Annotated in this window: 26 protein-coding genes; 11 read left to right on the forward strand and 15 right to left on the reverse strand. The window is 72.8% G+C overall.

The genetic code is table 11. The features are described from left to right. Positions 1–5 precede the first annotated feature (5 nt). Positions 6–1,460, reverse strand: a complete 1,455-nt coding sequence (locus L1857_RS10600; protein ID WP_249464933.1) for a PucR family transcriptional regulator — start codon at positions 1,458–1,460, stop codon at positions 6–8. 99 nt (positions 1,461–1,559) lie between these two features. Between L1857_RS10600 and L1857_RS10605 the strand changes: the two genes are divergently transcribed. From L1857_RS10605 to pucD, 4 genes are read left to right on the forward strand one after another with little or no spacing between them, the layout of a single operon-like run. Further along, a complete protein-coding gene (locus tag L1857_RS10605) occupies positions 1,560–2,429 on the forward strand; it encodes an FAD binding domain-containing protein (protein ID WP_116110837.1) in 870 nt (289 codons plus the stop codon). After that, a complete protein-coding gene (locus L1857_RS10610) occupies positions 2,420–2,875 on the forward strand; it encodes a (2Fe-2S)-binding protein (protein ID WP_094007830.1) in 456 nt (151 codons plus the stop codon). Before L1857_RS10605 ends, L1857_RS10610 begins: the two co-directional genes overlap by 10 nt. Then, complete coding sequence (locus L1857_RS10615; RefSeq protein ID WP_094007831.1) at positions 2,872–4,206, forward strand: 8-oxoguanine deaminase; 1,335 nt, start codon at positions 2,872–2,874, stop codon at positions 4,204–4,206. The genes L1857_RS10610 and L1857_RS10615 overlap by 4 nt, the downstream gene beginning before the upstream one ends. After that, positions 4,203–6,467, forward strand: coding sequence for a xanthine dehydrogenase subunit D (gene pucD / locus L1857_RS10620; protein ID WP_094007832.1), 2,265 nt, complete (start codon positions 4,203–4,205; stop codon positions 6,465–6,467). Before L1857_RS10615 ends, pucD begins: the two co-directional genes overlap by 4 nt. Positions 6,468–6,486: 19 nt before the next feature. Here pucD and L1857_RS10625 read toward each other — a convergent pair whose 3' ends face one another. Both L1857_RS10625 and L1857_RS10630 read right to left on the reverse strand, forming a co-directional pair. Further along, positions 6,487–6,906 (reverse strand): nitroreductase family deazaflavin-dependent oxidoreductase, encoded by a 420-nt coding sequence (locus L1857_RS10625; RefSeq protein ID WP_116110839.1) that lies wholly within the window; start codon positions 6,904–6,906, stop codon positions 6,487–6,489. 10 nt (positions 6,907–6,916) lie between these two features. After that, entirely contained in the window at positions 6,917–7,501 is a 585-nt protein-coding gene (locus L1857_RS10630; protein ID WP_094007834.1) for a TetR/AcrR family transcriptional regulator, read from the reverse strand. Positions 7,502–7,559: 58 nt separating this feature from the next. On the opposite strand from L1857_RS10630, the gene L1857_RS10635 reads away from it, so the two are divergent. Continuing rightward, positions 7,560–8,408, forward strand: coding sequence for an alpha/beta fold hydrolase (locus tag L1857_RS10635; RefSeq protein WP_094007868.1), 849 nt, complete (start codon positions 7,560–7,562; stop codon positions 8,406–8,408). Here L1857_RS10635 and L1857_RS10640 read toward each other — a convergent pair. From L1857_RS10640 to L1857_RS10660, 5 genes are all read right to left on the reverse strand, one after another. After that, complete coding sequence (locus L1857_RS10640) at positions 8,356–9,690, reverse strand: nucleobase:cation symporter-2 family protein (protein WP_094007835.1); 1,335 nt, start codon at positions 9,688–9,690, stop codon at positions 8,356–8,358. The genes L1857_RS10635 and L1857_RS10640 overlap by 53 nt on opposite strands. A 25-nt stretch (positions 9,691–9,715) precedes the next feature. Continuing rightward, positions 9,716–10,591 (reverse strand): factor-independent urate hydroxylase, encoded by an 876-nt coding sequence (pucL, locus tag L1857_RS10645; RefSeq protein ID WP_094007836.1) that lies wholly within the window; start codon positions 10,589–10,591, stop codon positions 9,716–9,718. Positions 10,592–10,593: 2 nt separating this feature from the next. Further along, on the reverse strand, positions 10,594–10,911 hold the full coding sequence (uraH, locus tag L1857_RS10650) for a hydroxyisourate hydrolase (protein ID WP_094007837.1): 318 nt from the start codon (positions 10,909–10,911) through the stop codon (positions 10,594–10,596). Next, entirely contained in the window at positions 10,908–11,378 is a 471-nt protein-coding gene (gene uraD / locus L1857_RS10655) for a 2-oxo-4-hydroxy-4-carboxy-5-ureidoimidazoline decarboxylase (protein ID WP_094007838.1), read from the reverse strand. The genes uraH and uraD overlap by 4 nt, the downstream gene beginning before the upstream one ends. Before the next feature lie 83 nt (positions 11,379–11,461). Beyond that, entirely contained in the window at positions 11,462–11,932 is a 471-nt protein-coding gene (locus tag L1857_RS10660) for a helix-turn-helix domain-containing protein (RefSeq protein ID WP_094007839.1), read from the reverse strand. 55 nt (positions 11,933–11,987) lie between these two features. Between L1857_RS10660 and allB the strand changes: the two genes are divergently transcribed. After that, positions 11,988–13,313, forward strand: a complete 1,326-nt coding sequence (gene allB / locus L1857_RS10665) for an allantoinase AllB (RefSeq protein ID WP_116110842.1) — start codon at positions 11,988–11,990, stop codon at positions 13,311–13,313. Next, entirely contained in the window at positions 13,307–14,311 is a 1,005-nt protein-coding gene (gene alc / locus L1857_RS10670; RefSeq protein ID WP_116110843.1) for an allantoicase, read from the forward strand. Before allB ends, alc begins: the two co-directional genes overlap by 7 nt. Positions 14,312–14,401: 90 nt before the next feature. Here the strand turns inward: alc and L1857_RS10675 are convergent, their stop codons facing one another. The 5 genes from L1857_RS10675 to L1857_RS10695 form a co-directional block, all read right to left on the reverse strand. Continuing rightward, positions 14,402–15,175, reverse strand: a complete 774-nt coding sequence (locus L1857_RS10675) for an SDR family NAD(P)-dependent oxidoreductase (protein WP_094007842.1) — start codon at positions 15,173–15,175, stop codon at positions 14,402–14,404. 10 nt (positions 15,176–15,185) lie between these two features. Further along, positions 15,186–15,959, reverse strand: coding sequence for an MBL fold metallo-hydrolase (locus tag L1857_RS10680; RefSeq protein ID WP_205413256.1), 774 nt, complete (start codon positions 15,957–15,959; stop codon positions 15,186–15,188). A 106-nt stretch (positions 15,960–16,065) separates the two neighbouring features. Next, positions 16,066–16,596, reverse strand: a complete 531-nt coding sequence (locus L1857_RS10685; protein WP_162830634.1) for a CoA-binding protein — start codon at positions 16,594–16,596, stop codon at positions 16,066–16,068. Beyond that, complete coding sequence (locus L1857_RS10690) at positions 16,593–17,885, reverse strand: O-acetylhomoserine aminocarboxypropyltransferase/cysteine synthase family protein (RefSeq protein WP_094007843.1); 1,293 nt, start codon at positions 17,883–17,885, stop codon at positions 16,593–16,595. The genes L1857_RS10685 and L1857_RS10690 overlap by 4 nt, the downstream gene beginning before the upstream one ends. 67 nt (positions 17,886–17,952) lie before the next feature. Beyond that, the gene (locus L1857_RS10695) at positions 17,953–18,174 is read right to left on the reverse strand and encodes a hypothetical protein (protein WP_162831056.1); all 222 of its coding nucleotides are present in this window, start codon (positions 18,172–18,174) and stop codon (positions 17,953–17,955) included. A 118-nt stretch (positions 18,175–18,292) separates the two neighbouring features. On the opposite strand from L1857_RS10695, the gene L1857_RS10700 reads away from it, so the two are divergent. Further along, positions 18,293–18,772, forward strand: a complete 480-nt coding sequence (locus tag L1857_RS10700; RefSeq protein WP_162831057.1) for an MFS transporter — start codon at positions 18,293–18,295, stop codon at positions 18,770–18,772. On the opposite strand, the gene L1857_RS10705 is transcribed toward L1857_RS10700, so the two are convergent. Both L1857_RS10705 and L1857_RS10710 read right to left on the reverse strand, forming a co-directional pair. Beyond that, the gene (locus L1857_RS10705; protein WP_094007845.1) at positions 18,711–19,346 is read right to left on the reverse strand and encodes a (2Fe-2S)-binding protein; all 636 of its coding nucleotides are present in this window, start codon (positions 19,344–19,346) and stop codon (positions 18,711–18,713) included. The genes L1857_RS10700 and L1857_RS10705 overlap by 62 nt on opposite strands. After that, positions 19,343–20,188 (reverse strand): putative RNA methyltransferase, encoded by an 846-nt coding sequence (locus tag L1857_RS10710; RefSeq protein WP_116110845.1) that lies wholly within the window; start codon positions 20,186–20,188, stop codon positions 19,343–19,345. The genes L1857_RS10705 and L1857_RS10710 overlap by 4 nt, the downstream gene beginning before the upstream one ends. Positions 20,189–20,407: 219 nt before the next feature. Here L1857_RS10710 and L1857_RS10715 point away from each other — a divergent pair, with 219 nt between their 5' ends. From L1857_RS10715 to L1857_RS10725, 3 genes are read left to right on the forward strand one after another with little or no spacing between them, the layout of a single operon-like run. Then, complete coding sequence (locus L1857_RS10715; RefSeq protein ID WP_167481532.1) at positions 20,408–21,796, forward strand: ammonium transporter; 1,389 nt, start codon at positions 20,408–20,410, stop codon at positions 21,794–21,796. Further along, a complete protein-coding gene (locus L1857_RS10720) occupies positions 21,793–22,131 on the forward strand; it encodes a P-II family nitrogen regulator (protein WP_017987570.1) in 339 nt (112 codons plus the stop codon). Before L1857_RS10715 ends, L1857_RS10720 begins: the two co-directional genes overlap by 4 nt. Before the next feature lie 11 nt (positions 22,132–22,142). Next, entirely contained in the window at positions 22,143–24,455 is a 2,313-nt protein-coding gene (locus L1857_RS10725) for a [protein-PII] uridylyltransferase (RefSeq protein ID WP_249464938.1), read from the forward strand. Positions 24,456–24,470 lie beyond the last annotated feature (15 nt).

Raw genomic sequence — 24,470 nt, forward strand, 5'->3', positions numbered from 1 at the left:
CCGGACTAGACGGTAACCAGAAGCGCGAGGTACACGTCCACCTGGGCGACGAAGTCGTTGAGGTCCACGCCGAGCAGCTCCGAGGCCCGCGCGATCCGGTACCGCAGCGTGTTGACGTGGACGTGCAGCGCCCGCGCCGCCGCTGTCGGCGAGCTGGAGCACTCCAGGTAGACCAGCACGGTGTGCACGAGGTCCGTGCCCTGTGCCGCGTCGTAGGCGAGCAGCGGCCCGAGCACCCGCGCCCGCACCGAGCGGCGCAGCTCGTCCGGCGCGCCGGCGGCCAGCAGCTGGTGCACCGCGATGTCCTCGCCCGCGACCAGCTCGATCCGCCCGCCGCGCCGGGCCGCCAGCTCGACCGCGTGGCGGGCCTCCTGCGTCGCGCCGTGCAGGCCCTCGACCGACGCCGGCCCGCCGGACCCCAGGCGGAACCGCGACAACGACATCAGCCGGTCCAGCCGCGCCAGCGCCTCACCGGCCGCGCGCATCCAGTTCCCCGGCCCGGCCACCAGCGCGTAGGCGTCCTCGCCGACGACGCCGACCACCGGTCGCGCGCCGGCGAGGAGTTCGGCCAGCACCTCCGCCGCCAGGTCCGGGTCGTCGTCCGGCGCCCGCGCGAGCAGCACCCGGATCTCGGCGTCCGAGGGCAGGCCGGACGCGGCGAAGGCGCCCGTGACCGGGCTCCCGTCGGCGAGCGCCTGGAGCAGCGGTTCGGCGGCGCGGCCCGCCATGCGCCGCACCTGGTCCGCCCGTGCCCGCGCCAGCCGCACCAGCTCGGCCAGCTCTCCGGCCAGCTCACCCGGCTCGGGGTGCCCGACCGCCAGCAGCCACGGCACCGCGAAGCTCCCGCCGACCGGGAGCAGCGCGTACCCGTCGTGGACCGTCACGTCCCGGCCGGGCACGACGTGCGCGACCAGGTCCGCCGGTGGCGGTTCGGCCGTGCCCGCGACCACCCGGCCCGTCCCGGACAGCACCCAGCACGGCGCGCCCAGTTCGACCGCGCCCTGCCGCAGCAGCGCGGGCAGCGAGATGTCCTCGGTCGCCGCGGCCAGCAAGCGTTTGCGGGCACCGCCCGGCTCCCGGCCCCGCGCCGCGGCCAGCTCCAGCACCACGCGCTCGGTGATCACCGCGAACGACAGGTCGGCGGGCACCTCCAGCAGCGGGATCCGGTGCTGCGCGCACGCCTGCACCACGTCCGGCGGAATCCCGCCGGTGTCCGCGCCGGACGCGGCGAGCGCGGCGACCCCGGCCCGGGCGAGCGCGGCGACGAACGGCCGTGCGTCCCCCGGCTGCCGCCACCACAGCAGCCCGCTCAGGACGACCTCGCCCGCCGAGACGTACCGGCTCGGATCGGGCAGCTCGGTCACGTAGATCCGGCTGACTTCGCGCCCGAGCAGCCCGGCGCCGGTGCGCAGCCGCAGCCGCAGTTCCGGGATCTCCAGCAGTGTTTTCACCGTCGTCATCAGGGTTGTAGGAAAGCACAAACGCGGGCCCGCACGCTGCTGTCGGTTCGTACTGCGCTGCCGTTGCCGGTGCCCCGTCACAGGCGTCTACTGCTATCCATGGACTTCCTGCGACCGGCGAACCTGGCCGAGGCGCTCGCCGCGAAGGCGGAGCGCCCGGACGCCGTGCCACTGGCGGGCGGCACGGACGTCATGGTCGAGCTGAACTTCGACCACCGCCGTCCGGACGCGCTGCTCGACCTGACCCGGGTCGCGGAACTCGCCGAGTGGACCGTCGAGGACGGCGTGGTCCGGCTGGGCGCGGGTGTGTCCTACACGCGCCTGATCGCTGAGCTGGGTGAAAAACTGCCCGCGCTGGCGATGGCGTCCCGCACGGTCGGCTCACCGCAGATCCGCAACCGCGGCACGGTCGGCGGCAACCTCGGCGCCGCCTCACCCGCCGGGGACACGCACCCGGTGCTGCTGGCGACGGGCGCGCGGGTCGAGGTCGCCTCCACCCGCGGCACCCGGTTCATCGAGGCCGACGACTTCTACGTCGGCGTGAAGAAGCACAGCCTGGCGGCCGATGAGCTGATCGTGGCGGTGCACCTGCCGGTCGCGACCGCGCCGCAGCAGTTCTCGAAGGTCGGCACCCGCAACGCGATGGTCATCGCGGTGTGCTCGTTCGCCGTCGCGCTCGATCCGGAGCACCGGCGCGCGGGCGCGGCGATCGGCTCCGCGGCGCCCACCCCGCGCCGCGCCACCGAGGCTGAGGAGTTCCTGGCCGGCGAACTGCCGTGGGACTCGCCCGCGCCGCTGCGCGACTCGGCCAAGCGGCGCTTCGGCGAGCTGGTCGCTTCGGCCGCCGCGCCGATCGACGACGTGCGTGGCACCGCGGAGTACCGCAGGCACGCGCTGGCGGTGCTGGCCCGCCGCACCCTCGGCTGGGCCTGGCAGGACTACGTGGGAAGTGAGCGGACATGCGCGTGAACGTGACGGTCAACGGCGAGGCCCGGCAGGCCGACGACGTGTGGGAGGGCGAGAGCCTGCTCTACCTGCTGCGCGAACGGCTCGGCCTGCCCGGTTCGAAGAACGCGTGTGAGCAGGGCGAATGCGGGTCCTGCACGGTCTACCTGGACGGCACCCCGGTGTGCGCGTGCCTGGTCGCCGCCGGTCAGGCCGAGGGCCGCGAGGTGCGCACGGTCGAGGGGCTGGCCGAGGGCGACCGGCTCGACCCGGTCCAGCAGTCCTTTGTGGACGCGGGTGCGGTGCAGTGCGGGTTCTGCACGCCCGGTCTGGTGGTCGCCGCGCACGATCTGCTCAACCGGGTGCCGAACCCGAGCGACGAGGAGATCCGCGAGGCGCTGGCCGGCAACCTGTGCCGCTGCACGGGTTACGAGAAGATCCTCGATGCGGTGCGGGCGGCGGCGAAATGACCCTGATCCTGGAGAACGCGGCCATCGCGACGGTCGATGCGGACGGCACCGAGCACCGCAGCGGGCACGTCGTGATCGACGGCGACACCATCACCGCCGTCGGCGCAGGGCGCGCCGGGGTCGCGGGGGATCGGGTCGATCTGACCGGCTGCCTGATCACGCCCGGCCTGGTCAACACCCACCACCACCTGTACCAGTGGGCCACCCGCGGGCTCGCGGCCGACGCCACGCTGTTCGAGTGGCTGGTCCACCTGTACCCGATCTGGAAGCGGCTGGATGCCGGCATCACCCACGCCGCCGCGACCGCCGGCATGGCGCGCCTCGCGCTGACCGGGTGCACCACGGTCGCCGACCACCACTACGTCTTCCCGCACGACAGCGGCGACCAGATCGAGGCACTCGTCGCCGCGACGAACCGGATCGGCGTGCGCGCGCACCTCGTGCGCGGGTCGATGGACCGCGGCGAGTCCGACGGCGGCCTGCCCCCGGACAACCTGGTGGAGACCACCGAAGCCGCGCTCATCGGCACCGAGGCGGCCATCCACGCCCACCACGACCCGGCACCCGGCGCGCGCATCCGGATCGCGGCCGGGCCGTGCTCGCCGTTCACCGTGAGCGAGCAGCTGATGCGTCAGGCCGCGGATCTCGCCCGCCGCACGGGAGTCCGGCTGCACACCCACCTCGCCGAGACGCTGGACGAGGAAGAGCAGTGCGTGGCCGAGAACGGCTGCACCCCCGCCGAGTACGCCGACAAGCTGGGCTGGCTCGGCGACGACGTGTGGCTCGCCCACACCGTCCACCTGGAGGACGCCGCGATCCGCCGCCTCGGCGCGACCCGCACCGGCTCGGCGCACTGCCCCACCTCCAACGGCCGCCTGGGCACCGGGATCGCCCCGGTGCGCGGTCTGCTGGACGCGGGCGCGCCGGTCGGTCTCGGAGTCGACGGTGCGGCGTCGAACGAGTCCGGCGGGCTCGGCGAGGAACTGCACCAGGCATTGCTGCAGGCACGGCAACGCGGCGGCCCCACCGCGCTGACCGTCCGCGAGGCGCTGTGGATGGGCACGATGGGCGGCGCGCGCTGCCTCGGGCGGGACGGCGAGCTGGGCTCGATCGAACCCGGCAAGCTCGCCGACCTGGCCGTGTGGGACCTGACCGGCCTGCGCTACGCCGGCATCGAGGACCCGGTGGCCGCCCTCGTCCTCGGCACGACCCCACCGGTGAAGCGGCTGCTCGTCGGCGGCCGGACGGTGGTCGAAGACGGCGAGCTGCGCACGGACGACGAAACCGCGATCGCGGGCGAGCTGGCCGCCGCGAGCAGGAGGTTGCGATGACCACGTCGGTCGAGCGGGCCACCACGACGGACGGTATCGGCAGCAGCCCGCGCCGCCCGGACGGGATCGTGAAGGTGCGCGGCGAGTTCGCCTACTCGTCGGACCTGTGGCACGAGGACATGGTGTGGGGCGTGACCCTGCGCAGCCCGCACCCGTCCGCGCGCATCACCGGCATCGACATCACCGAGGCGCTCAAGGTGCCCGGCGTCGAGGCGGTGCTGACGCACGAGGACGTGCCGGGCGTGAACCGGTACGGCCTGGAGCACCCGGACCAGCCGGTGCTGGCCGTCGACGTGGTGCGTTATGAGGGCGAACCGGTCGCGCTCGTGGCGGCCGACCACCCGGAGACCGCGCGCCGCGCGATGAAGCGCATTCGCGTGGACTACGAGGTGCTGGACCCGGTCACCGACGCCGAGCGGGCCGTGCGCGGCGACGGGCCGAAGGTGCACCCGAACGGCAACGTCGTCCGGCACGTCCCGATCCGGCGCGGCGAGAAGTCCCCGACCGCCGACGTGGTGGTGTCGGGTGTCTACGAGGTGGGCATGCAGGACCAGGCGTTCCTGGGGCCGGAGTCCGGCCTCGCGGTCCCGGCCGAGGACGGCGGCGTCGACCTGTACGTCGCGACGCAGTGGCTGCACGTCGACCAGCGGCAGATCGTCGCCGCGCTCGGGCTGCCCGAGGACAAGGTGCGGCTCACGCTCGGCGGGGTCGGCGGCGCGTTCGGCGGGCGCGAGGACCTGTCCATCCAGATCCACGCGTGCCTGCTCGCGCTGCACACCGGCAAGCCGGTGAAGATGGTCTACAACCGCGAGGAATCGTTCTACGGCCACGTGCACCGGCATCCGGCGAAGATGTACTACGAGCACGGCGCCGACCGGGACGGGAAGCTGGTCTACGTCAAGGCGAAGCTCTTCCTCGACGGCGGCGCGTACGCCTCGTCCACCAGCGCGGTGGTCGCCAACGCCGCGACCCTCGGTGTGGGGCCGTACAACGTGGACAACGTCGAGGTCGACTGCTGGGGCGCGTACACCAACAACCCGCCGTGCGGCGCGATGCGCGGCTTCGGCGCGGTGCAGGCCGCGTTCGCCTACGAGTCGCAAATGGACAAACTGGCCCGGGCGTGTGGGCTGGACCCGGTCGAGGTGCGGGTCCGCAACGCGATGAGCGAGGGGTCGCGCATGCCGACCGGGCAGATCGTGGACTCCGCCGCCCCGGTTGCGGAGCTGGTGCGGCGGGTGGCCGCCAAACCACTGCCGCCCGAACCGTCCGGTGAGCGGGACCTGCGGACGCTGCCCGGCGGGGTCTCGAACACCACCCACGGGGAGGGCGTGGTCCGTGGAGTCGGGTACGCCGTCGGGATCAAGAACATCTGCTTCTCCGAGGGCTTCGACGACTACTCGACCGCGCGCGTGCAGCTGCGGGTCGTCGGTGGCGAAGCGGCCGCGACCGTGCAGACCGCGGCGTGCGAAGTCGGGCAGGGCCTGGTGACGGTGCTGCAGCAGATCGTGCGGACCGAGCTGGGCGTGGAGCAGGTGACGATCCTGCCGATGGACACCTCGATCGGCAACGCGGGATCGACCTCGGCGTCGCGCCAGACGTACATGACCGGGGGAGCGGTGCGGGCCGCGTGCCTGGCGGTGCGCACGGCGCTGACCAAGCGGATCGGCGCGCCGGACGCGGAGCTGGTGGGCGGCAAGGTGGTGTCCACCCGGGACGGTGTGGTCGCGGACCTGGCCGACGTGCTCGGCGACGACGTCTACGACGAGACCGTGGAGTGGCGGCACCGGCCGACCGACGTCCTCGATCCGGAGACCGGCGCCGGCAACGCGCACGTGCAGTACGGGTTCGCCGCGCACCGGGCGGTGGTGGACGTGGACACCGAACTGGGCCTGGTCAAGGTGGTCGCGCTGGACTGCGCCCAGGACGTCGGGCGGGCGCTCAACCCGCAGGCCGTGCTGGGCCAGATCCAGGGCGGCTCGGCGCAGGGCCTCGGGCTGGCGGTGATGGAGGAGATCCAGACGCACGAGGGGAAGATCCGCAACCCGTCGTTCACCGACTACCTGATTCCGACGGTGCTCGACATGCCGCCGATGGACATCGACGTGCTGGAACTGGCCGACCCGAACGCGCCCTACGGCCTGCGCGGCGTCGGCGAGCCGCCCACGATCTCCTCCACTCCGGCGATCGTGGCGGCCATCCGCGCCGCGACGGGCAAGGACCTGCCGCGGATCCCGGTGCGGCCGGAGCACATCGCCGGCTGACCGGGACCCGCGGCCGGGATCAGGCGCGTTCCAGCACGACCACGGGGATCTCCCGCGTGGTCTTCTTCTGGTACTCGTCGTAGTCCGGCCAGGCCTCGGTCATCTTCGCCCACATCGCGGGCTTCTCCTCGGGGGTGGCGACCCGGGCGACGGCCCGGAAGCGCTCGCCCTTGACCTGGACCTCGACGTTCGGGTCGGCCTGGAGGTTGACGAACCAGGCGGGCGGCGTGTCGGTGCCGCCATTGGACGCCACCAGCAGGTAGGCGCCCTCGTGCTCGCGGAAGATCAGGGCGTGCTTGCGCTCCTGACCGGACTTGCGGCCCTTGGTGAACAGGATCAGGATCGTCGTCCCGTTGCGCCAGTAGTAGCCGTCCTCGCCGTCGGTCTCGAGGTAGCGGTCGACGTGCGGTTGCCCGTGCAGATCGATGGAAGTGCTCATGAACCCGACACTACCCACGGCCGGGACGGGTGAGCATTTCCCGGGCCATCGCCACCGCGGCCTCACCGGCGATCGCCAGTGGTTCGACGTTCCGCAGCGAACGGCTGAGCACGAACGCGCCTTCCAGGCCGGTGATCACCGCGACGGTCAGCCGGCGGGCGTCGTCCGCGGACAGGCCGAACCGGGTGAACACCCCCGTTCCGGTGTCGATCCACGCGGTGAACACGTCCGCCGTCGCGCGGCGCAGGGTCTCGTTAGTGCTGGCGACCTCCAGCGCCACGGTGGCGATCGGGCACGCGTCGGCGTAGCCGGTCTCCCGCAGGGTCACCGCCGCGGCGGCGAAGGCTTGCTCCAGCCCGGTGATCAGGTCCGGCGCCGGGGCGATCAGCAGGTCGAACAGCTTCGCGTACTCCATCCCCGACGTCCGGATGACCTCTTCGGCCAGCTGTTCCTTGCCGCCCGGGAAGAAGTGGTAGATCGAGCCGAACGGCGCGCTCGCCTCGCCGACGATCTGCTTCAGGCCGGTCCCGGTGTAGCCGTTGCGCCGGAACAGCTCGGCGCTCGCGGCCAGGATCCGTTCTCTGGTGTTGCCCACGTCACTGATCCTAGCTACTCTCCCGCTAGAGCGATCTATCAAATCCGAGGGGGCGATGATGCCCGAGGTGGAGCTGTCCGCGGGGACGATCGAGTACGACGACACCGGCGGTGGGGGGCCGGTGATCGTCTTCCTGCACGGCCTGACCATCGACAACACCGTGTGGCGCAAGGTCGTGCCGGGCCTGGGGGAGTACCGGTGCGTGCTGCCGAACTGGCCGCTGGGCGCGCACAAGAAACCGATGAAACCGGACGCCGACCTGTCGCTGCGTGGTCACGTGCGGCTGCTGGCCGAGTTCCTGGAGAAGCTCGACCTGCGGGACGTGACCCTGGTCCTCAACGACTGGGGCGGCGCGCAGTTCCTGATCTCCGAGGGGCTCGCCGACCGCCTCGCCCGCCTGGTCCTGGTGGCGTGTGAGGCGTTCGACAACTACCCGCCCGGCTTTTCCGGGCGCATGCTCGTCCGCGTCGCGCGGATCCCCGGCGGTCTCAAGGCGATGCTGCACCTGCTGAAGTTCCGGTTCGTCCAGCGCGCGCCGGGCTCGTGGGGGTGGATGAGCAAGACACCGGTGCCACCCGAGGTCGTGGACGGCTGGTTCCGCCCGGCTCGCGAGAACCCGGCGATCATGCGGGACATGCTGAAGTACGGCCTGCACACGCCGCCGAAGGAGACGCTGCTGGCGTGGTCGGACCGGCTGGGGGAGTTCACCGGGCCCGTGCTCGTGGTGTGGGCGGCGGAGGACAAGCTCATGCCCCGCGAGCACGGGCCGCGGCTGGCGCGGCTGTTCCCGGACGCGCGGCTGGTCGAGGTGCCCGGCAGCTACACGCTCGTGCCGGAGGACCAGCCGGAACTGCTCACGAACCTGCTGCGGGAGTTCGTTCCCGTCGCGTCCCGAAGATCAGGTTGAGCACCACGGCCACCACGCAGCCCGCGCTGATGCCGGAGTCGAGCACGGTCTGCACGGCCGACGGGAAGTGCGCGTAGAACTCCGGCGCGGCGATCGGGATGATCCCGATGCCCAGCGCGGCCGCCACGATCGTCACGTTCGCCGGGCGGTCGAACGCGGCCGTGGCCAGGGTCCGGACGCCGCTGACCGCGACGCTGCCGAACAGCACCAGCCCGGCGCCGCCGAGCACCGGCTGCGGCACCAGCGCGACCACTCCGCCCGCGACCGGGAACAGGCCCAGCAGCACCAGGATCGCGCCGCACGCGGCCACGACGAACCGGCTGAACATCCGGGTCAGCGCGACCAGCCCGACGTTCTGCGCGAACGCCGTGCACGCGAACCCGCCGAACACGGTGGACACCGCGGTCGCGACCCCGTCCGCGCGCAGGCCGTCGGCGAGCGTGCGCTGCCCGGTCGGGCGGCCGACCACCTCGCCCAGCGCGAGCATGTCCGCGGTGCTCTCGGCCATGATCACGATCATCACGATCGCCATCGAGACGATCGCCGCGATGTCGAACGCCGGGGTGCCGAAGTGGAACGGGCTCGCCACGCCGAAGGCCGGCGCCTCGCGGAAGGTCGACGTGTCGACCTCGCCCAGCGGCCACGCGATCAGCGTGCCGACGACCAGGCCGAGCAGCAGCGCGATCCGGCTCCAGAACCCGGGCAGGAACCGGTTGAACGCCAGCACCGCCAGCAGCGTGATCGCGGCGAGCAGGATGCCGTGCGGTTCGGCGGAATCCTGCTGGCTGGAGATCCAGTCGACCGCCACCGGCAGCAGCGACACCCCGATGAGCGTGATGACCGTGCCGGTCACCAGCGGCGGGAAGAACCGCGTCAGCCGCGAGAAGAACGGCGCGGCGAGCACCATCAGCGCGGCGCCGACCAGCGTGGCGCCGTAGACGATGCCCAGTGCGTTCTGCGGCCCGTGCTGCTGCACGATCGCCAGCACCGGGGCCACGTTGGCGAACGTGACGCCGTTGACCAGCGGCAACCGGGCGCCGAACCGCCACACGCCGAGGGTCTGCAGCAGGGTCGCCAGACCCGCGGTGAACAGGCTCGCGCTGATCAGCAGGCTCAGCTGACCGCCGGACAGGCCGACGGCGCTGCCGATGATCAGCGGCGGGGCGACGACGCCGGCGTACATCGCGGCGACGTGCTGCACGCCGCCGACGACCAGTTGCAGAGCCGGGGGTTTGCGGTCGACCGGGTGGATCTCCGTTGCCGGTGCGGCGGTCGTGGTCACGCGGGTTCTCCCAACTCGCCCGGCGCTACCGCCAGGCGGGGCCCGGGTCCTCCGCGTCGTCGCGCAGGACGGTTCCTTCGATCAGACCGTACGGACGGTCCGCGGCGTGGAAGACCTCGTTGTCGTTGGTGAGCCCGAACGGGCTGAGGTCCACCACGAAGTGGTGCTTGTTCGGCATCGACAGCCGGATCTCGGCCACCTCACCGCGTTCTTCCAGAACCGCTTCGCCCATCGCGTACAGGGTCTGCTGCAGCGAGAGGCTGTGTTTCGTGGCAAAGGTCTCCAGCAGGATCCGCCGGATCTCGGCGAAGCTCGTGCGCCAGTCGAGGTCGCTGCCCTGGTAGCGCCACTGGGCGGTGACGGCGGTGGCCAGGATGCGATCGTCGGTCTCGGCCAGCGTCGTGTACCTGTCGCGCGGGAAGCCGTGGAACTCCGAGCCGGTCGACTTGAGCACGACCAGGTCGCGCAGGCCGGACACGACCCACGCGCGGTCGTTCTCGATCGTCACCACGGTGGTGCGTTTTTCCTCGCCCGAGCGGGAGAAGGCGTGGTCGTGCGGGCGGCCACCGACCGGGATGCGGTCCCAGCCGTGCTCGTCGATCGTGATGCGCGCGCCGGTGATCTGGCCGAACTCGCCGACGAAGTGCCGTCCCAGCCGCAGCCCGAAGTCCTCGATCTCGCCGACCCGGCTCTCCTTGGCGAAGGCGTAGATCGTGTTCTTCTGCGTGTCGGTGGCGACCACGTCGGAGTTGTCGCCGGTCAGGTGGGTTTTCGCGAGGTCACCGCGCAGCGCGGTGGACACGGTGAGGTCCTTGAGGTGGTGCACGTCCCCGGCGCGGGTCACCGTGACCAGGCGGACCTCGGCCTTGCCGTACTGGTTCGGGCCCAGCGTGATCCCCATGGTCAGCTCCCGCGGTAGGTGGAGTAGGAGAACGGGCTCAGCAGCACCGGCACGTGGTGGTGCTGCGTGCCGTCGGAGATCCGGAAGGACACCGTGACCTCGGGGAAGAACGCGTCCGGGCCGAGGTGGGCGCCGGTGTCGAAGACCAGCCGGTAGACGCCGGGGTCCAGTTCGTCCGGGCCGAGGTCGCGGATGCGGCCGTCGTCGTCGGTGCGGCCCCGGGCGATGGGGGTGCCGTCGCCCGTTTCCAGCCGGACCGGGACGCCCGCGGCCGGGCGGCCGGCGGCGGTGTCGAGGACGTGGGTGGTCACCAGGCTCATGCGGTCACCGCCTTGTCCAGCCGCAGCACGGCGATCTCGACCAGCTCCCGCCCGGCGACCGCCAGTTCGGTGTCCGGGTCGTGGTGCATCCGCTCCCGCAGGTTCGCCAGCAGTTCCTCGCCGCTGCGCCCGCTCGCGCGGACCAGGAACACGTGCCCGAACCGCTCCTCGTACTCGGCGTTGGCGGCGCGGAACTGCGCGGCCGCGTCATCGTCCACACCGGACTGTTCGGCGCGCGACCAGCCGCCCGCGGATCGGTCGCCGATCCGCGGATGCGCCGCGATGGCCCGCCTGGTCTCGTCCGCGGTCAGGGTGCGGCGGGCCGCGGCGGTCAGCGCGGCGAGATCGGGGTAGGGCCGTCCGGCCAGCACCGCGTCGACCCAGCGCGGGACGTCCAGGCACGCGGTGAGCAGGTCCCTGGCTTCGTCGGCGGGTGCGGTGTTGAACTCGGCGAGCGTGACAGTCAAGTGTTCCTCCGGATCACGGTGCTGCCGATTCTGGGAAAAAGACGTTACGGTCGTGTTCGACGAGCGTCAACAATTTGTTGAAGTCAGGGCTGGCGATTGAGATAGTTGTAGACCGTGAACCGGGTGACGCCGAGTGCTTCGGCGACGGTGGGCGCGGCCTTGCGCAGGGCGAACGCGCCGCGTTCCTCCAGCAGGCGCACGGCACGCTGCTTGCCGGGCCGGTCCAGGTCGGCCAGCCGGGTGCCGAGCTCCCGCTCGACCTCGGTGATCAGCCGCTCCAGCGTGGTGGGCGGGGCGCCGGCCGGTTCCCGGGCGGCGGCCGGCGTGGACAGCTGCAGGGTCAGGCGGGTCGCGCCGCCGGCCAGCGCGGCCCTGGCGATGGCCGGGAGCGCGTCGAGCAGGGCGTCCGCGTCGCCGCGGGCGGTGGTGCCGAGCGGGCCGAAGTCCACGGACAGCCCGGCCCGCTCGGCGGCGGTCCGGGCCCGGACGGCGTGCTCGGGCGGCTCGCCTTCGCCGCGGAACGGTTCGGTGGTGAACTCGGCTTCCAGTTCCACGTCGGCACGGTAACGGCCCGGGCGGGGAAACTGGAAGCGGACGAAAGGAGTGCGGGTGGAACTGGTCTTCCGGGCGCGGCGCGCGATCACGGCCGCGGGTACCGGGCCGTGCTCGGTGGGTGTCTCGGGTGGGCGGATCGTGGCCGTCGAACCGGGTGCGGCGTTGTCCGGCGACCGGGTGGTCGAGCTGGGCGACGACGTCGTCCTGATGCCGGGGCTCGTCGACACGCACGTGCACGTCAACGACCCCGGCCGCAGCGAGTGGGAGGGCTTCGAGACGGCCACCCGGGCGGCCGCGGCGGGCGGGGTGACCACGATCGTGGACATGCCGCTGAACAGCCTGCCGCCGACGGTCGACCCGGACGCGCTGGAGGTGAAGCGGAAGGCCGCGGCCGGACGCGTGCACGTGGACGTCGGCTTCTGGGGCGGCGCGATCCCCGGCAACGGCGGTCACCTGGCGGCGCTGCACGAGGCCGGGGTGTTCGGGTTCAAGTGCTTCCTGCTGCACTCCGGCGTCGACGAGTTCCCGCCGCTGGACGACGCCGAACTGGAGGCGGACCTGCGGATCCTCGCCGGACTGGGCGCGTTGATGATCGTGCACGCCGAGGACGCCCCGACGATCGACGCCGCACCCCGGCCGCACGGCCCGCGGTACTCGGGATTTCTCGCGTCGCGGCCGCGGGAGGCGGAGAACCGGGCGATCGCGCGGGTCATCGAGCTGGCGCGGCGCACGGGGGCGCGGGCGCACATCCTGCACCTGTCCTCGTCGGACGCGCTGCCGATGATCTCGGCGGCCCGGGCCGAGGGGGTCGCGCTGACGGTCGAGACGTGCCCGCACTACCTGAGTTTCGCGGCGGAGGAGATCCGCGACGGCGCGACGCAGTTCAAGTGCTGCCCGCCGATCCGCGAGGCGGGCAACCGCGAGCTGCTGTGGCAGGGGCTGGCCGACGGTGTGATCGACTGCGTGGTGAGCGACCATTCGCCGTGCACGCCGGAGCTGAAGCGGTTCGACAGCGGCGACTTCGGTGCGGCGTGGGGCGGGATTTCCGGGTTGCAGGTCGGGCTGCCCGCGGTGTGGAGCGGCGCCGCGCAGCGTGGGCATGGGCTGGCGGACGTGGTGCGCTGGATGGCGACGCGTCCGGCCGAGCTGGCCGGGATGACGCGCAAGGGCTGGATCGCGGCCGGGTACGACGCCGACTTCTGCGTGTTCGCGCCGGACGAGGAGTTCGTGGTGGACGTCGCGAAGCTGCGTCACCGGAACCCGGTGAGCGCCTACGACGGCAGCCCGTTGCGGGGTGTGGTGCGGCAGACGTGGTTGCGGGGCCAGGAAGTCACCGGGGACGATCCCCGGGGCGAGTTGCTGAATCGAGGGCAGTGTTGACCGAGCGTCCGGAGTGGACTCATGAGCCGGATCTGGCGTCGCGCCGGGCCGGTGGCAGCGTGGTGTGGGCCAACGACGAGGCCTTCGCCGAGCGGGAGAACCTGATCAAGCCGGGGCCCGCGGAGTTCCGGCCGTGGAACTTCGGGCACAAGGGGCAGATCTACGACGGGTGGGAGACGCGGCGGCGCCGGGAGCCGGGCGTCGACCAGGCGATCGTGCGTCTCGGGTTGCCGGGTGTGGTGGCCGGGGTGGTGGTCGACACGGCGTTCTTCACCGGGAACTACCCGCCGTTCGCGTCGGTGGAGGCGGTGGCGGTCGACGGGTATCCGAGCCCGGCCGAGTTGCTGGAGCTGGAGTGGACGCCGCTGGTGCCGAAATCGGAGGTGCGGGGTGACTCGGAGAACTTCTTCGCCGTGTCCTCGGGGCGGCGCTGGACGCACGTGCGGCTGACGATCCACCCGGACGGGGGAGTCGCGCGGTTCCGGGTGCACGGCGCGCCGGTGGCCGACCCGCGGCTGGTCGACCCGGCGGCGCTGGACCTGGCCGCGCTGGAGAACGGCGCGCGGGTGACGGGGTGCTCGAACATGTTCTACTCGTCGCCGTCGAACCTGATCTCGCCCGGTTTCGCCGCGGTGATGGGGGAGGGCTGGGAAACGGCCCGCCGCCGCGACGACGGCAACGACTGGGTGTCGGTGGCGCTGGCGGGCGCGGGCGTGCCGCGGCTGGCTGAGCTGGACACCACGCACTTCAAGGGCAACGCGCCCGGGTGGGCGTCGCTGAGCGGCCGCCTGGACGGCCCGTGGTTCGAGGTGTTGCCGCGCACGCGCCTCCAACCGGACACGAGGCACCGTTTCCTGGTGCCGGAGCCGCGCGAACTGAGCGAGGTGCGCCTGGACATCCACCCGGACGGCGGCATGGCCCGGCTGCGCCTGTGGGGCGCACTGACGGAGCGGGGACGCGAGACGTTCGAGCGACGGTTCCGGGATACGGCGGGCTGAGGATCGCCGGTCGGTTGTCCGGGTGCCCCGCCCACGGCCGGCGCGGCGCCGCGGGCTGGGTTGCCGGCTACCAGCCCGCGTGGGCAAGCCTCAAAGCGCGTGCCCGCCCGCCACCTGGAGCACCTGACCCGTGATCCAGCGCGCCTGCCGCGACGCCAGGAAAACCACCGCGTCGGCGATGTCCTCCGGCTCACCCACCCGGCCGAGCGGCACCAGGCCGCGCACCTCCTCCTCGAGCGCGGCGCTCATCCAGCCCGTCTGCACCGGCCCCGGCGCGACCGCGTTCACCCGGATCCCCTGCGCGCCCAGGTCCAGCGCGCTCGCCCGCGTCAGGGCCTCCAGCGCCGCCTTCGACGTGCCGTATCCGATCTGCCCCGGGAAGGCCCGGGCGCTGTCCGTCGAGATGTTCACCACGCACGGCGGTTCCGCGCCCCGCAGGCGGGCCACCTCCGCGATCAGCAGCGCGGGCGCCACCGCGTTGACCCGGTAGTGCCGCTCCAGCGACGACGCCGACAACGCGTCGATCGTGTCCGGCGTCTCGCAGTGCGCCGCGTTGTTGACCAGCACCTGCACCGGACCGAGCCGCTCCGCCACCTCGGCCACCAGGCGCCGTGGACCGTCCGGGTCGGCCAAGTCCGCCGCGACCGCGATCCCGCCCAGCTCCCGGGCCAGCGAAACCGCCACCTCGGCCGCGGGCGTCACGTGCGCCCACTCGCCACCCTCCGGCGGCGGCGCGTCCTCCGCCAGGTGGTGCACCGCGACGCGCGCCCCCTCGGCGGCGAACGCCCGGCTGATCGCCGCGCCGATGCCACCCGCGCCACCGGTCACCAGCACCGTCCGGCCACGCAATCCGGTTTCGATCACGCCCCCGACGTTAGCGGATCACGGTGCTTTCACCCGGTTCCAGGACGTGCAGCCGGTCGCTCAGGCCCGCCCCGGCGAACGCCTTCCGCACCTCGTCGGGGCCCTCGCTGAAGTGGGCCCACCCGCGGGTGTGCACGGGCACGATGTTGCGCGCCCGCAGCGCGTGGGCGGCCTCGGCGGCGTCCTCGCTGGTCAGGGTCAGCGGAGCGCCCTCGAACAGCGACGTGCGTGCCGCGCCGGCGAAGAGCACCGCCAGGTCCAGCCGCCGCAGCCGGCGGGAGATGTCGCGCACCACGTCGAGCGAGGCGTTGTCCCCGCTCACGTACACCGTCGGCAGGTCCTTCCCGGTCAGCACGAACCCGATGACCTCCCCGGTCAGCTCCTCACTGCCCGCCGGCCCGTGCTGGGCCGGCACGGCGGTCACCGCGACCGGCCCGATGTGCAGCTGGTGCCACGGCGCCAGCCCCTGCGCCGTGCCGCCCAGCCGCCGCGCGCCGCTGGGCGTGGTCAGCGTGAGCAGGGCCTCCCCGACGTACCGCCGGCCGTCCGGGTCCAGGTTGTCGGCGTGCTGGTCGTGCGACAGCAGCACCGCGTCGACCGGCCCGACCTCCGCCGCGGACAGGCCGGGGTCCTCGGTCTTGGTCAGCGGCCGCCCCGGCGTCGTCTCGTGCACGCCGGCCGGGCTGAACGTCGGGTCGGTCAGGAACCGTTTGCCACCCAGCTCCAGCAGCACCGTCGGACCGCCGACGTAGGTCACCTTCACACCGTCTGCCATGACCAGCACAACCCACCTCCACCCGGGGAACTTCCCGCCACGCCACCGAGTCTGACACGATCGGCCAGCCTCAGTGGAGGGTGAGCCGCGGCGAATCGCTTTTCCCGCCGCGGGATCAGGGCTTCAGGCGCCGCCGCGACGAGATCACCCCGGTGTTGAAACCGGCCAGGTGCAAGCCGCCCGCGAACCGCGCGTGCTCGATCTTCACGCACCGGTTCATCACCACTTCGAGGCCCGCTTCGCTCGCCCGCTGCGCCACCGGCTCGTGCCACAGGCCCAGCTGCAGCCACAGCGTCCGCGCACCCGCCTCGATCACTTCTTCCGCCACTTCCGGCAGGTCGGAGTGCTTGCGGAACACGCTGACCAGGTCCAGCTCACCCGGCACGTCGGCCAGCGACGGGTACACCGGCCGCCCCAGCAGCGACGACAGCCGCGGGTTGACGAAGTTCACCTCGTAGGGGCTGGCGGACAGCAGGTAGGTCGCGACGAAGTAGCTCGGCCGCGCCGGGTTGTCCGACGCGCCGACGATCGTCACCGACTTCGTCCGCGACAGCAGCGCGAGCCGTTCCCGCGCGGTCGGCGGGGTCCAGGACAGCGGCGACTCCGACCGGACGGCCCCGGACGGCACGGTCGTCTCCAGGCTCATGCGGCCTTCACCGCCGCGGTCAGCGCCTGGTCGATGTCCCACAGGATGTCCTCGGCGTCCTCCAGCCCGACCGACAGCCGGATCAGGTCCGGGCCCACGCCGCCGGCCTTCAGCTGCTCGTCGGAGAGCTGCTGGTGGGTCGTGGAGGCGGGGTGGATGACCAGCGTGCGGGCGTCGCCGACGTTGGCCAGGTGCGACAGCAGCTCGACCGACTCGACGAACTTCTCCCCCGCCGCGCGCCCGCCCTTGATCCCGAACGAGAACACCGCGCCGGGCCCGAGCGGCAGGTACTTCCGCGCCAGCTCGTGGTGCCGGTGCCCGGGCAGGCCGGCGTAGCTGACCCACGCCACCCGGTCGTCGGCGTCCAGGAACTCCGCGACGGCGCGGGCGTTCGCCAGGTGCGCGTCCATCCGCTGCGGCAGCGTCTCCACGCCCTGGAGCAGCAGGAACGCCGAGTGCGGCGACAGCACCGCGCCGATGTCGCGCAGCTGCTCGGCGCGCAGCCGCGTGCAGAACGCGTACTCGCCGAAGTTCTCCCAGTACTTGAGACCGCCGTAGCTGGGCACGACCTCGGTCATCCGCGGGAACTTCCCGTTGCCCCAGTCGAACCGGCCCGATTCGACGACGATCCCGCCGAGCGTGGTGCCGTGCCCGCCGAGGAACTTCGTCGCCGAGTGCAGCACGATGTCCGCGCCGTGCTCGATCGGGCGGCACAGGTACGGCGTCGCCAGCGTCGCGTCGACCACGAGCGGGATGTCGTGACTGTGCGCGAGGCCGGCGAGCGCGGCGAGGTCCGCGATACCGCCACTCGGGTTGCCGATGACCTCGGTGAAGATCAGCCGGGTGCGGTCGGTGATCGCGGCCGCGTAGTCGTCCAGGTCGTCCCCGGCCACGAAGCTGGTCTCCACGCCGAACCGGGCCAGCGTCCCGGACAGCTGCGTGACCGTGCCGCCGTAGAGCCCGCTCGCCGAGACGATGTGGTCGCCCGCCTCGGCCAGCGCGGAGAACGTGAGGAACTCCGCCGCCTGCCCGCTGCTGGTCGCGACGCCGCCGATGCCGCCTTCGAGGCTCGCGAGGCGCTCCTCGAACGCCGCGACGGTCGGGTTGCCGATCCGGCTGTAGATGTTGCCGTACTTCTGCAACGCGAACAGGTTGGCCGCGTCGGCCGCGTCCTCGAAGACGAAACTCGTGGTCTGGTAGATCGGCACCGCCCGCGCCCCGGTCACCGGATCGGGAGTCCCGCCGGCGTGCAGGGCGCGGGTGCGGAAGCCCCAGCTGCGCTCACTCACCCGGCCGACGCTACCTCCCCGTCCGCGGGTGGGGCGAGCGTTCCCGCGCGGCGGACGGCCGGTGATCTCAGTCCGCCTTGCCGAACAGTCGCGCGAGTTGTTCCCAGCTGCGGGTCCAGGCTGGTCGCACGTAGCTCTTGATCAGCTCGCCGAACTCCTCGTCCGGGGGAAACCGCGCGGTCTCGAGCGCCGCTACCGGCGCCCGCTGGGCGGCACTCGCCCTGCTGCCGGCAGCCGTCTTCATGGACATGGTCGACAACCAGATCGTCGTGATCGCGCTGCCGGCCATCCAGCGCGACCGCCTACACGCTGGCCTTCGCGGTCACCCTGATCACCGGCGGCAGGCTGGGCGACCGGTTCGGGCACCGGCCGGTCTTCGTCGCCGGCGCCGCGTCGCTGCTCGCCGGGTGCGCACCCGGAACCGGGGTGCTGCTGGCTCCCGCGTCGCGCAGGGTGTGTTCGCCGGGCTGATGGTGCCGCAGGTGCTGTCGTTCATCCGGGTCGGGTTCCCCGCGGACGAGCAGGGCCGGGCGAGGGGGTTCTACGGCATGACGTTCCCGATCGGCGGCCTGGCCGGACCGCTCCTCGGCGGTCTCCTCACCCAGGCCGGCCTCTTCGGCTGGGGCTGGCGGACGGTGTTCCTCGTCAACGTCCCGATCGCAGTGGTGGTGCCCCTGGCCGCCGCGCTGTACCCGCTGGTGCAGGGCCGCGAGCTGGGCTGGCCACTGTGGACAGCCGGGGCGATGGTGGCGGGAATCGCCCTGCTCGGGGTCTTCGCCCTCCAGCCGCTGCCGGTGTGCCTGCTGCTCCCGGCCGGCACCCGCCTCAGCCGAACGTCATCCGCAACCGCTGGGCCCGCTCGGCCGGGGTCTGGCGCGGGCAGCTGACGCACTTGGGCGCCCCGCCGGTCCGGTAGATCAGGCAGCACGACGCCCGCCGGACCACCGGGGTGCCGCCGACCTCCACGAACCGCGGCCGGGGCAGGTGGTCGCCCACCGCCGCGACCACCGCACCCGCCAGCGACACCCCTCGCGCCACGTCTCCGGCCGCCTTCCCGGCCCACAGCAGGACGTTCGCGATCGAGTCCGTCGCGATCGCGCACAACGCGCGGGTTCCGGCGCCGCTCACCTCGGCCACGGCGGCGATCCCCGCGTCCAGCGAACCGGCCAGCGCCTTGCCGATCTCGTCCACATCGGAGCCCAGCGGCCGGGACGAGCGGGCGTCCAGCACCCGGCCGTCGGGCACCACGTCCAGCGTCACCGCCTCCAGCGCGGGGTCCATCGCGCGCCCGGTCGCGACCAGCGGGTCCAGCGCGGGGGTCACCAGCACCGCCGACACCGAGTACCACCAGATCGTGCCCAGCACGACCGGTCCCGCGTCGCCGTACAGCCCGGCGGCCAGGTGCAGCTGCCCGGACAGCCAGTCCCGGTCGGTGATCGCGGTCGCGGGCACGGCCGTCATGGGGTCCTCCGGTACTCCGACAGCGAGAACGCGAGCGTCACCTCGGCCGGTTCGGTCACGTCATCGAGCGCGGCCAGGCGGTCCGGGTGGTGCCCGGTCGGCCCCATCCGCACGGCGTCGCGGACGTCGTCCGGTTTCAGCGTCACCCGGTCCCGCAGCGCCCGCCGGGAAACCAGGTCGAATTGCTCCGACAACGCCGCGTCGAGACGCTCTTCCTTCCGCGCGTCGACCTCCAGGACCGGCGCCACCGCCGCCAGTTCGCCGAGGTGCCCCCGTTCGGGCGACACGACGAGCAGCGTGCCACCCGGACGCAGCACCCGCCGGAACTCCGCGGCGTTGCGTGGCGCGAACACGTTCAGCACCACCGCGGCCGCCTCCGCCGCGACCGGCCACGGCTCCCACAGGTTCCACACCGCCGCCCCCAGCCGGTCGTGCGCCTTCGCGGCCCGGCGCAGCGCCACCGCGGAAACGTCGAGCGCGAGCCCCGCCGCCTCCGGCAGCCGGTCGAGCACCCCGGCGAGGTAGTAGCCCGTCCCGGCCCCGGCGTCCACGACCAGCCCGTCCCCGCCGGTGCCCGCCGCGACCTCGGCCACCAGGTCCCGGAGCCCGCCGTAGTGCCCGGCCCCCAGGAACGCCACCCGCGCCGCGACCATCTCCGCGGTGTCCGCCGTGCCCGCCGGGATACCGGCGTGCAGGAGGTTCACGTACCCCTGCTTCGCCAGGTCGAACGAGTGCCGCGCCGGGCAGCGCAGCGATCGCCCGTCGAGGGTGAACGGGGACGCGCACAGCGGGCACCGCAACGCCGCGACGACGGCGCTGGGCAGCGTGCCGGGCCTGGTCATGCCCTCATCTCACCACACCGCCGGGCTCACCCACGGTCACCGGTGACGGCCGGTATTCGACGCCGACGTTTCGTGACCGGACATATCCGCCCTGGTCGCGCGAAACGTGCTCGTAACAAGAGCGGCGCCACAGTTCACCCGGGGGAAACGCGCGAAGTGCCGTCGTGAAACACGGGAATCGAAAACTGCCCGTCAATATCTCGGGTACGGGAGGACGATGTGCTGAACGCAGGAGACACCGCGTGGGTGTTGGCCAGCGCCGCGCTGGTCATGCTCATGACACCAGGGTTGGCGTTCTTCTACGGCGGCATGGTCCGCGTGAAGAGCGTCCTGAACATGCTCATGATGAACTTCATCTGCCTGGCGATCGTCGCCGTGCTGTGGACCCTCTACGGGTTCACCATGGCCTTCGGTGACGACGCGTTCGGCGGTCTGCTGGGCGGCTTCGACTTCGCGGGTATGTCGGACACCTGGGGGCAGCTGGTGGGGTACGCCACCGCCGCCACCGACACCGCGCCGGAGATCCCGTGGCCGGGCGGCAACGCGATCCCGATGCTCGTGTTCGCCATGTTCCAGCTGATGTTCGCGATCATCACGCCCGCGCTGATCTCCGGTGCGATCGCCGACCGTGCGAAGTTCTGGGGCTGGGCCCTGTTCGTCGTCCTGTGGTCGACGATCGTCTACTTCCCGGTGGCGCACTGGGTGTTCGCCTTCGACGGCTTCATGGGCGCCGACGCGACCGGCGGCTGGATCGCCAACCAGCTCAAGGCGCTCGACTTCGCCGGTGGCACCGCGGTCCACATCAACGCCGGTGCGGCGGGCCTGGCCCTGGCGCTGGTCCTGGGCAAGCGCCGCGGCTGGCCGCGGGACACCGGCCGCCCGCACAACGTGCCGTTCGTCCTGCTCGGCGCCGGCCTGCTGTGGTTCGGCTGGTACGGCTTCAACGCCGGGTCCGCGCTGAGCGCCGGTGACCTCGCCGGTGTCGCCTTCACCAACACCACCGTCGCCACCGGCGCCGCCGTGCTCGGCTGGCTGATCGTGGAGCAGCTGCGCTTCGGCAAGCCGACCACGCTGGGCGCGGCCTCCGGCGCGATCGCCGGTCTGGTCGCCATCACCCCGGCCGCGGGCTTCGTGTCACCGCTCGGCTCGATCGCGATCGGTGTCATCGCCGGCGCCGTGTGCGCGCTGGCGGTGAGCCTGAAGTACAAGCTCGGCTTCGACGACTCGCTCGACGTGGTCGGCGTCCACCTGGTCGGTGGCCTGGTCGGCACGCTGCTGATCGGCTTCTTCGGCACCACCAGCGTCAACTCCCTCGGCGTGGACGGCATCTTCTACGGCGGTGACTGGAGCCAGCTCGGCAAGCAGGCCGCGGCGGCCTTCGTGGTCCTGGGCTACTCGTTCGTCGTCACCCTCATCCTCGGCGGGATCATCAAGGTCGCCGGCGGTTTCCGGGTCAGCAAGGAGGACGAGGTCGGCGGCATCGACGAGGCGCAGCACGCGGAGAGCGCGTACGACTTCGTGGGTGGCAGCATCGGCGGCCACAGTGGATCGACCCCCGCTTCGCTGCCGTCGAAGGACGGGGCGGCCCTGGAAGGAAGCAAGGCATGAAGCTGATCACCGCGATCGTCAAGCCGTTCACGCTGGACGACATCCGCGCCGCGCTGGAGCAGCTGGGCACGCTCGGCATGACCGTCAGCGAGGTGCAGGGCTACGGCCGCCAGAAGGGCCACACCGAGGTCTACCGCGGCGCCGAGTACGCCGTGGACTTCGTGGCCAAGCTGCGGGTCGAGGTCCTCACCGACGACGCGAACGTCGAGAAGGTCATCGAAGCCATCGTGAACGCCGCGCACACCGGCAAGATCGGTGACGGCAAGGTCTGGGTGACCCCGGTGGAGACCGTGGTCCGCGTCCGTACCGGCGAGCGCGGTACGGACGCGCTCTAGGGAAGCACCGGATGGTCGTCGGGGGGGAACTCGCCAAGGCGGCGAACCGGTTGCTGGAGGGCCGGCACGGCAGGCTCGGTGCCTCGGCACTGCGCGCCGCGCTGGTGGACCTGTACGAGTTCTGGCTCAGCAAGGCCGCCGCGGCGGCCGGCGTGGACACCGCCGAACCCGGTGTCGCGCTGGTCGCCGTCGGCGGCCTCGGCCGCCGTGAGCTCGTGCCGTTCTCGGACCTGGACCTGGTCCTGGTCCACAACCAGCACCCGGGGATCGCCGAAATCGCCGATGCGCTGTGGTACCCGCTGTGGGACGCGCGCATCGGCCTCGACCACTCGGTCCGCACCCCCGGGGAGGCCCTCCAGGTCGCCTCGGAGGACCTGCGGACCGCGATGGGACTGCTCGACGCCCGGCACATCGCCGGGGACGCCGAGCTGACCGGCAGGCTCGCCACGGCGGCGCGCGACCAGTGGCGCCGCACCGCGCGAAAGCGCTTGCCGGAACTCGCCGAATCGACCCGCAAGCGCTGGCAGCGCAGCGGGGAGATCGCCCAGTCGGCCGAGCCCGACCTGAAGTACGGCCGCGGCGGGCTGCGGGACCTCGGGGTGCTGGAGGCCCTGGCCGCCGCCCAGCTCACCGGCCGGCCCGGCGAGGAACTGCGCCAGGCCCGGGAACTGCTGCTGGACGTGCGCACCGAGATGCGCCGCGAACTGCGCCGCGACCGGGACGTGCTGTCCGGTGTGGACGCCGAGCTGGTGGCAGCCGAACTCGGGTTCGGCGACCGGTTCACGTTGGCGCGCAAGCTGTCCGGCGCCGGGCGCGCGGTCGGCTACGCGGTCGACGTCGCGTTGCGCGCCACCGCCGAGGTGCCGCGCGGGCGGTTTTCCCGGCGGCCCAGCCGGACCCCGCTGGACGACGGCGTGGTGTTGCACGGCAACGAGGTCGCGCTGGCGCGGGACGCCGTCCCGGCCAAGGATCCGGCGCTGCTGCTGCGGGTCGCGGCCGCGTCTGCCCGCACGCGCACCCCCATCTCGCACGGCACCCTGCGCACGCTCGCCGATTCGGCGCCGGAACTGCGCACGCCGTGGCCGGCCGACGCGCGGGACTCGCTCACCGAACTCCTCGGCGCGGGCGAGGGCCTGATCGACGCGGTCGAAGCCCTGGACCGGACCGGGCTGTGGGCGCGGCTGTTCCCGGAGTGGGGCGCGGTGCGGGATCTGCCGCCACGCGAACCGGTGCACTCGTGGACCGTCGACCGGCACCTCGTGCACACCGCGGTCGAGGCCGCCAAGCTCACCACCACGGTGTCCCGGCCGGACCTGCTGCTGCTGGCCGCGCTGCTGCACGACATCGGCAAGGGCCGCGAGGCCGACCACTCCGAGCTGGGCGCCGCGATCTCGCTGCAGGTCGCTCAGCGCATCGGGCTGCCCGCCGCCGACGCCGCGCTCGTCTCGGCCGCGGTGCGGCACCACCTGCTGCTGGCGCACACCGCGACCCGCCGCGACATCGAGGAACCGGCCACGATCGCGCGGGTCGCCAAGACCGTCGGCAACGACGTGGTCCTGCTGGAGCTGCTGCACGCGCTGACCCAGGCCGATTCGCTGGCCACCGGGCCCGGCATGTGGACCGACTGGAAGGCCGGGCTGGTCGCCGGCCTGGTCAACCGGTGCCGCCAGGCCGTGCAGGGCAACGGGTTCAGCCCGCCGGAGCCGCTCGACGCGCGCCGCCGCGAGCTGGTCTCGGCGGCGGTGGCGTCCGGCCGCAGCGAGGTGCTGATCACGCACGACGGCAGGATGGCGACCGTCGTGGTCGCCGCGCCCGCGCACACGGACCTGCTGGCCCCGGCGGCCGGGGTGCTCGCGCTGCACTCGCTGGAGGTGCACACCGCGGTCCTGCGCGGCCACGACGGCGGGCGCGCCGGCATCTTCACCGCGTCCCCGAAGTTCGGGTCGCTGCCGGACCCGTCGCTGCTGCGCGAGCAGTTCGCGCGAGCCGTCGCGGGCGGGCTCGCGCTGGAGGCGAAGATCGCGGCGAAGGAACGCGACTACCAGCCGACCCGGGTGGCCGCCAAGCCCAAGGTGCTGTGGTTCGACGACGAGACCAGCGGCTCGAACACGGTCGTGCTGGAGCTGCGGGCCACCGACCGGATCGGCCTGCTGTACCGGGTCGCCGGGGCGCTGCGGTCGTGCGGCGCGGAGGTGAAGTGGGCCAAGGTCGCCACGCTCGGCGCCGCGGCCGTGGACTCCTTCGCCGTCTCCCCGCGCGGCGGGAAGCTGGACCCGGCGTGGCGGCAGCGGGTCGAGCAGGCGGTGCTCACCGCGGCGAGCTGATCCGCTCCGGGGTGT

This window comes from Amycolatopsis thermalba, assembly GCF_023376025.1.
Lineage (GTDB): Bacteria > Actinomycetota > Actinomycetes > Mycobacteriales > Pseudonocardiaceae > Amycolatopsis_E > Amycolatopsis_E thermalba.

Bases quoted from the DNA above. Each gene is read 5' to 3' on its own strand.
- L1857_RS10600 (WP_249464933.1), bottom strand. From the start codon at position 1,460: ATGACGACGGTGAAAACACTGCTGGAGATCCCGGAACTGCGGCTGCGG.
- L1857_RS10605 (WP_116110837.1), top strand. From the start codon at position 1,560: ATGGACTTCCTGCGACCGGCGAACCTGGCCGAGGCGCTCGCCGCGAAG.
- L1857_RS10610 (WP_094007830.1), top strand. From the start codon at position 2,420: ATGCGCGTGAACGTGACGGTCAACGGCGAGGCCCGGCAGGCCGACGAC.
- L1857_RS10615 (WP_094007831.1), top strand. From the start codon at position 2,872: ATGACCCTGATCCTGGAGAACGCGGCCATCGCGACGGTCGATGCGGAC.
- pucD (WP_094007832.1), top strand. From the start codon at position 4,203: ATGACCACGTCGGTCGAGCGGGCCACCACGACGGACGGTATCGGCAGC.
- L1857_RS10625 (WP_116110839.1), bottom strand. From the start codon at position 6,906: ATGAGCACTTCCATCGATCTGCACGGGCAACCGCACGTCGACCGCTAC.
- L1857_RS10635 (WP_094007868.1), top strand. From the start codon at position 7,560: ATGCCCGAGGTGGAGCTGTCCGCGGGGACGATCGAGTACGACGACACC.
- pucL (WP_094007836.1), bottom strand. From the start codon at position 10,591: ATGGGGATCACGCTGGGCCCGAACCAGTACGGCAAGGCCGAGGTCCGC.
- uraH (WP_094007837.1), bottom strand. From the start codon at position 10,911: ATGAGCCTGGTGACCACCCACGTCCTCGACACCGCCGCCGGCCGCCCG.
- L1857_RS10685 (WP_162830634.1), bottom strand. From the start codon at position 16,596: ATGAGCCTGGAGACGACCGTGCCGTCCGGGGCCGTCCGGTCGGAGTCG.
- L1857_RS10695 (WP_162831056.1), bottom strand. From the start codon at position 18,174: ATGGCCGGCAGCGCGATCACGACGATCTGGTTGTCGACCATGTCCATG.
- L1857_RS10705 (WP_094007845.1), bottom strand. From the start codon at position 19,346: ATGACGGCCGTGCCCGCGACCGCGATCACCGACCGGGACTGGCTGTCC.
- L1857_RS10710 (WP_116110845.1), bottom strand. From the start codon at position 20,188: ATGACCAGGCCCGGCACGCTGCCCAGCGCCGTCGTCGCGGCGTTGCGG.
- L1857_RS10720 (WP_017987570.1), top strand. From the start codon at position 21,793: ATGAAGCTGATCACCGCGATCGTCAAGCCGTTCACGCTGGACGACATC.
- L1857_RS10725 (WP_249464938.1), top strand. From the start codon at position 22,143: ATGGTCGTCGGGGGGGAACTCGCCAAGGCGGCGAACCGGTTGCTGGAG.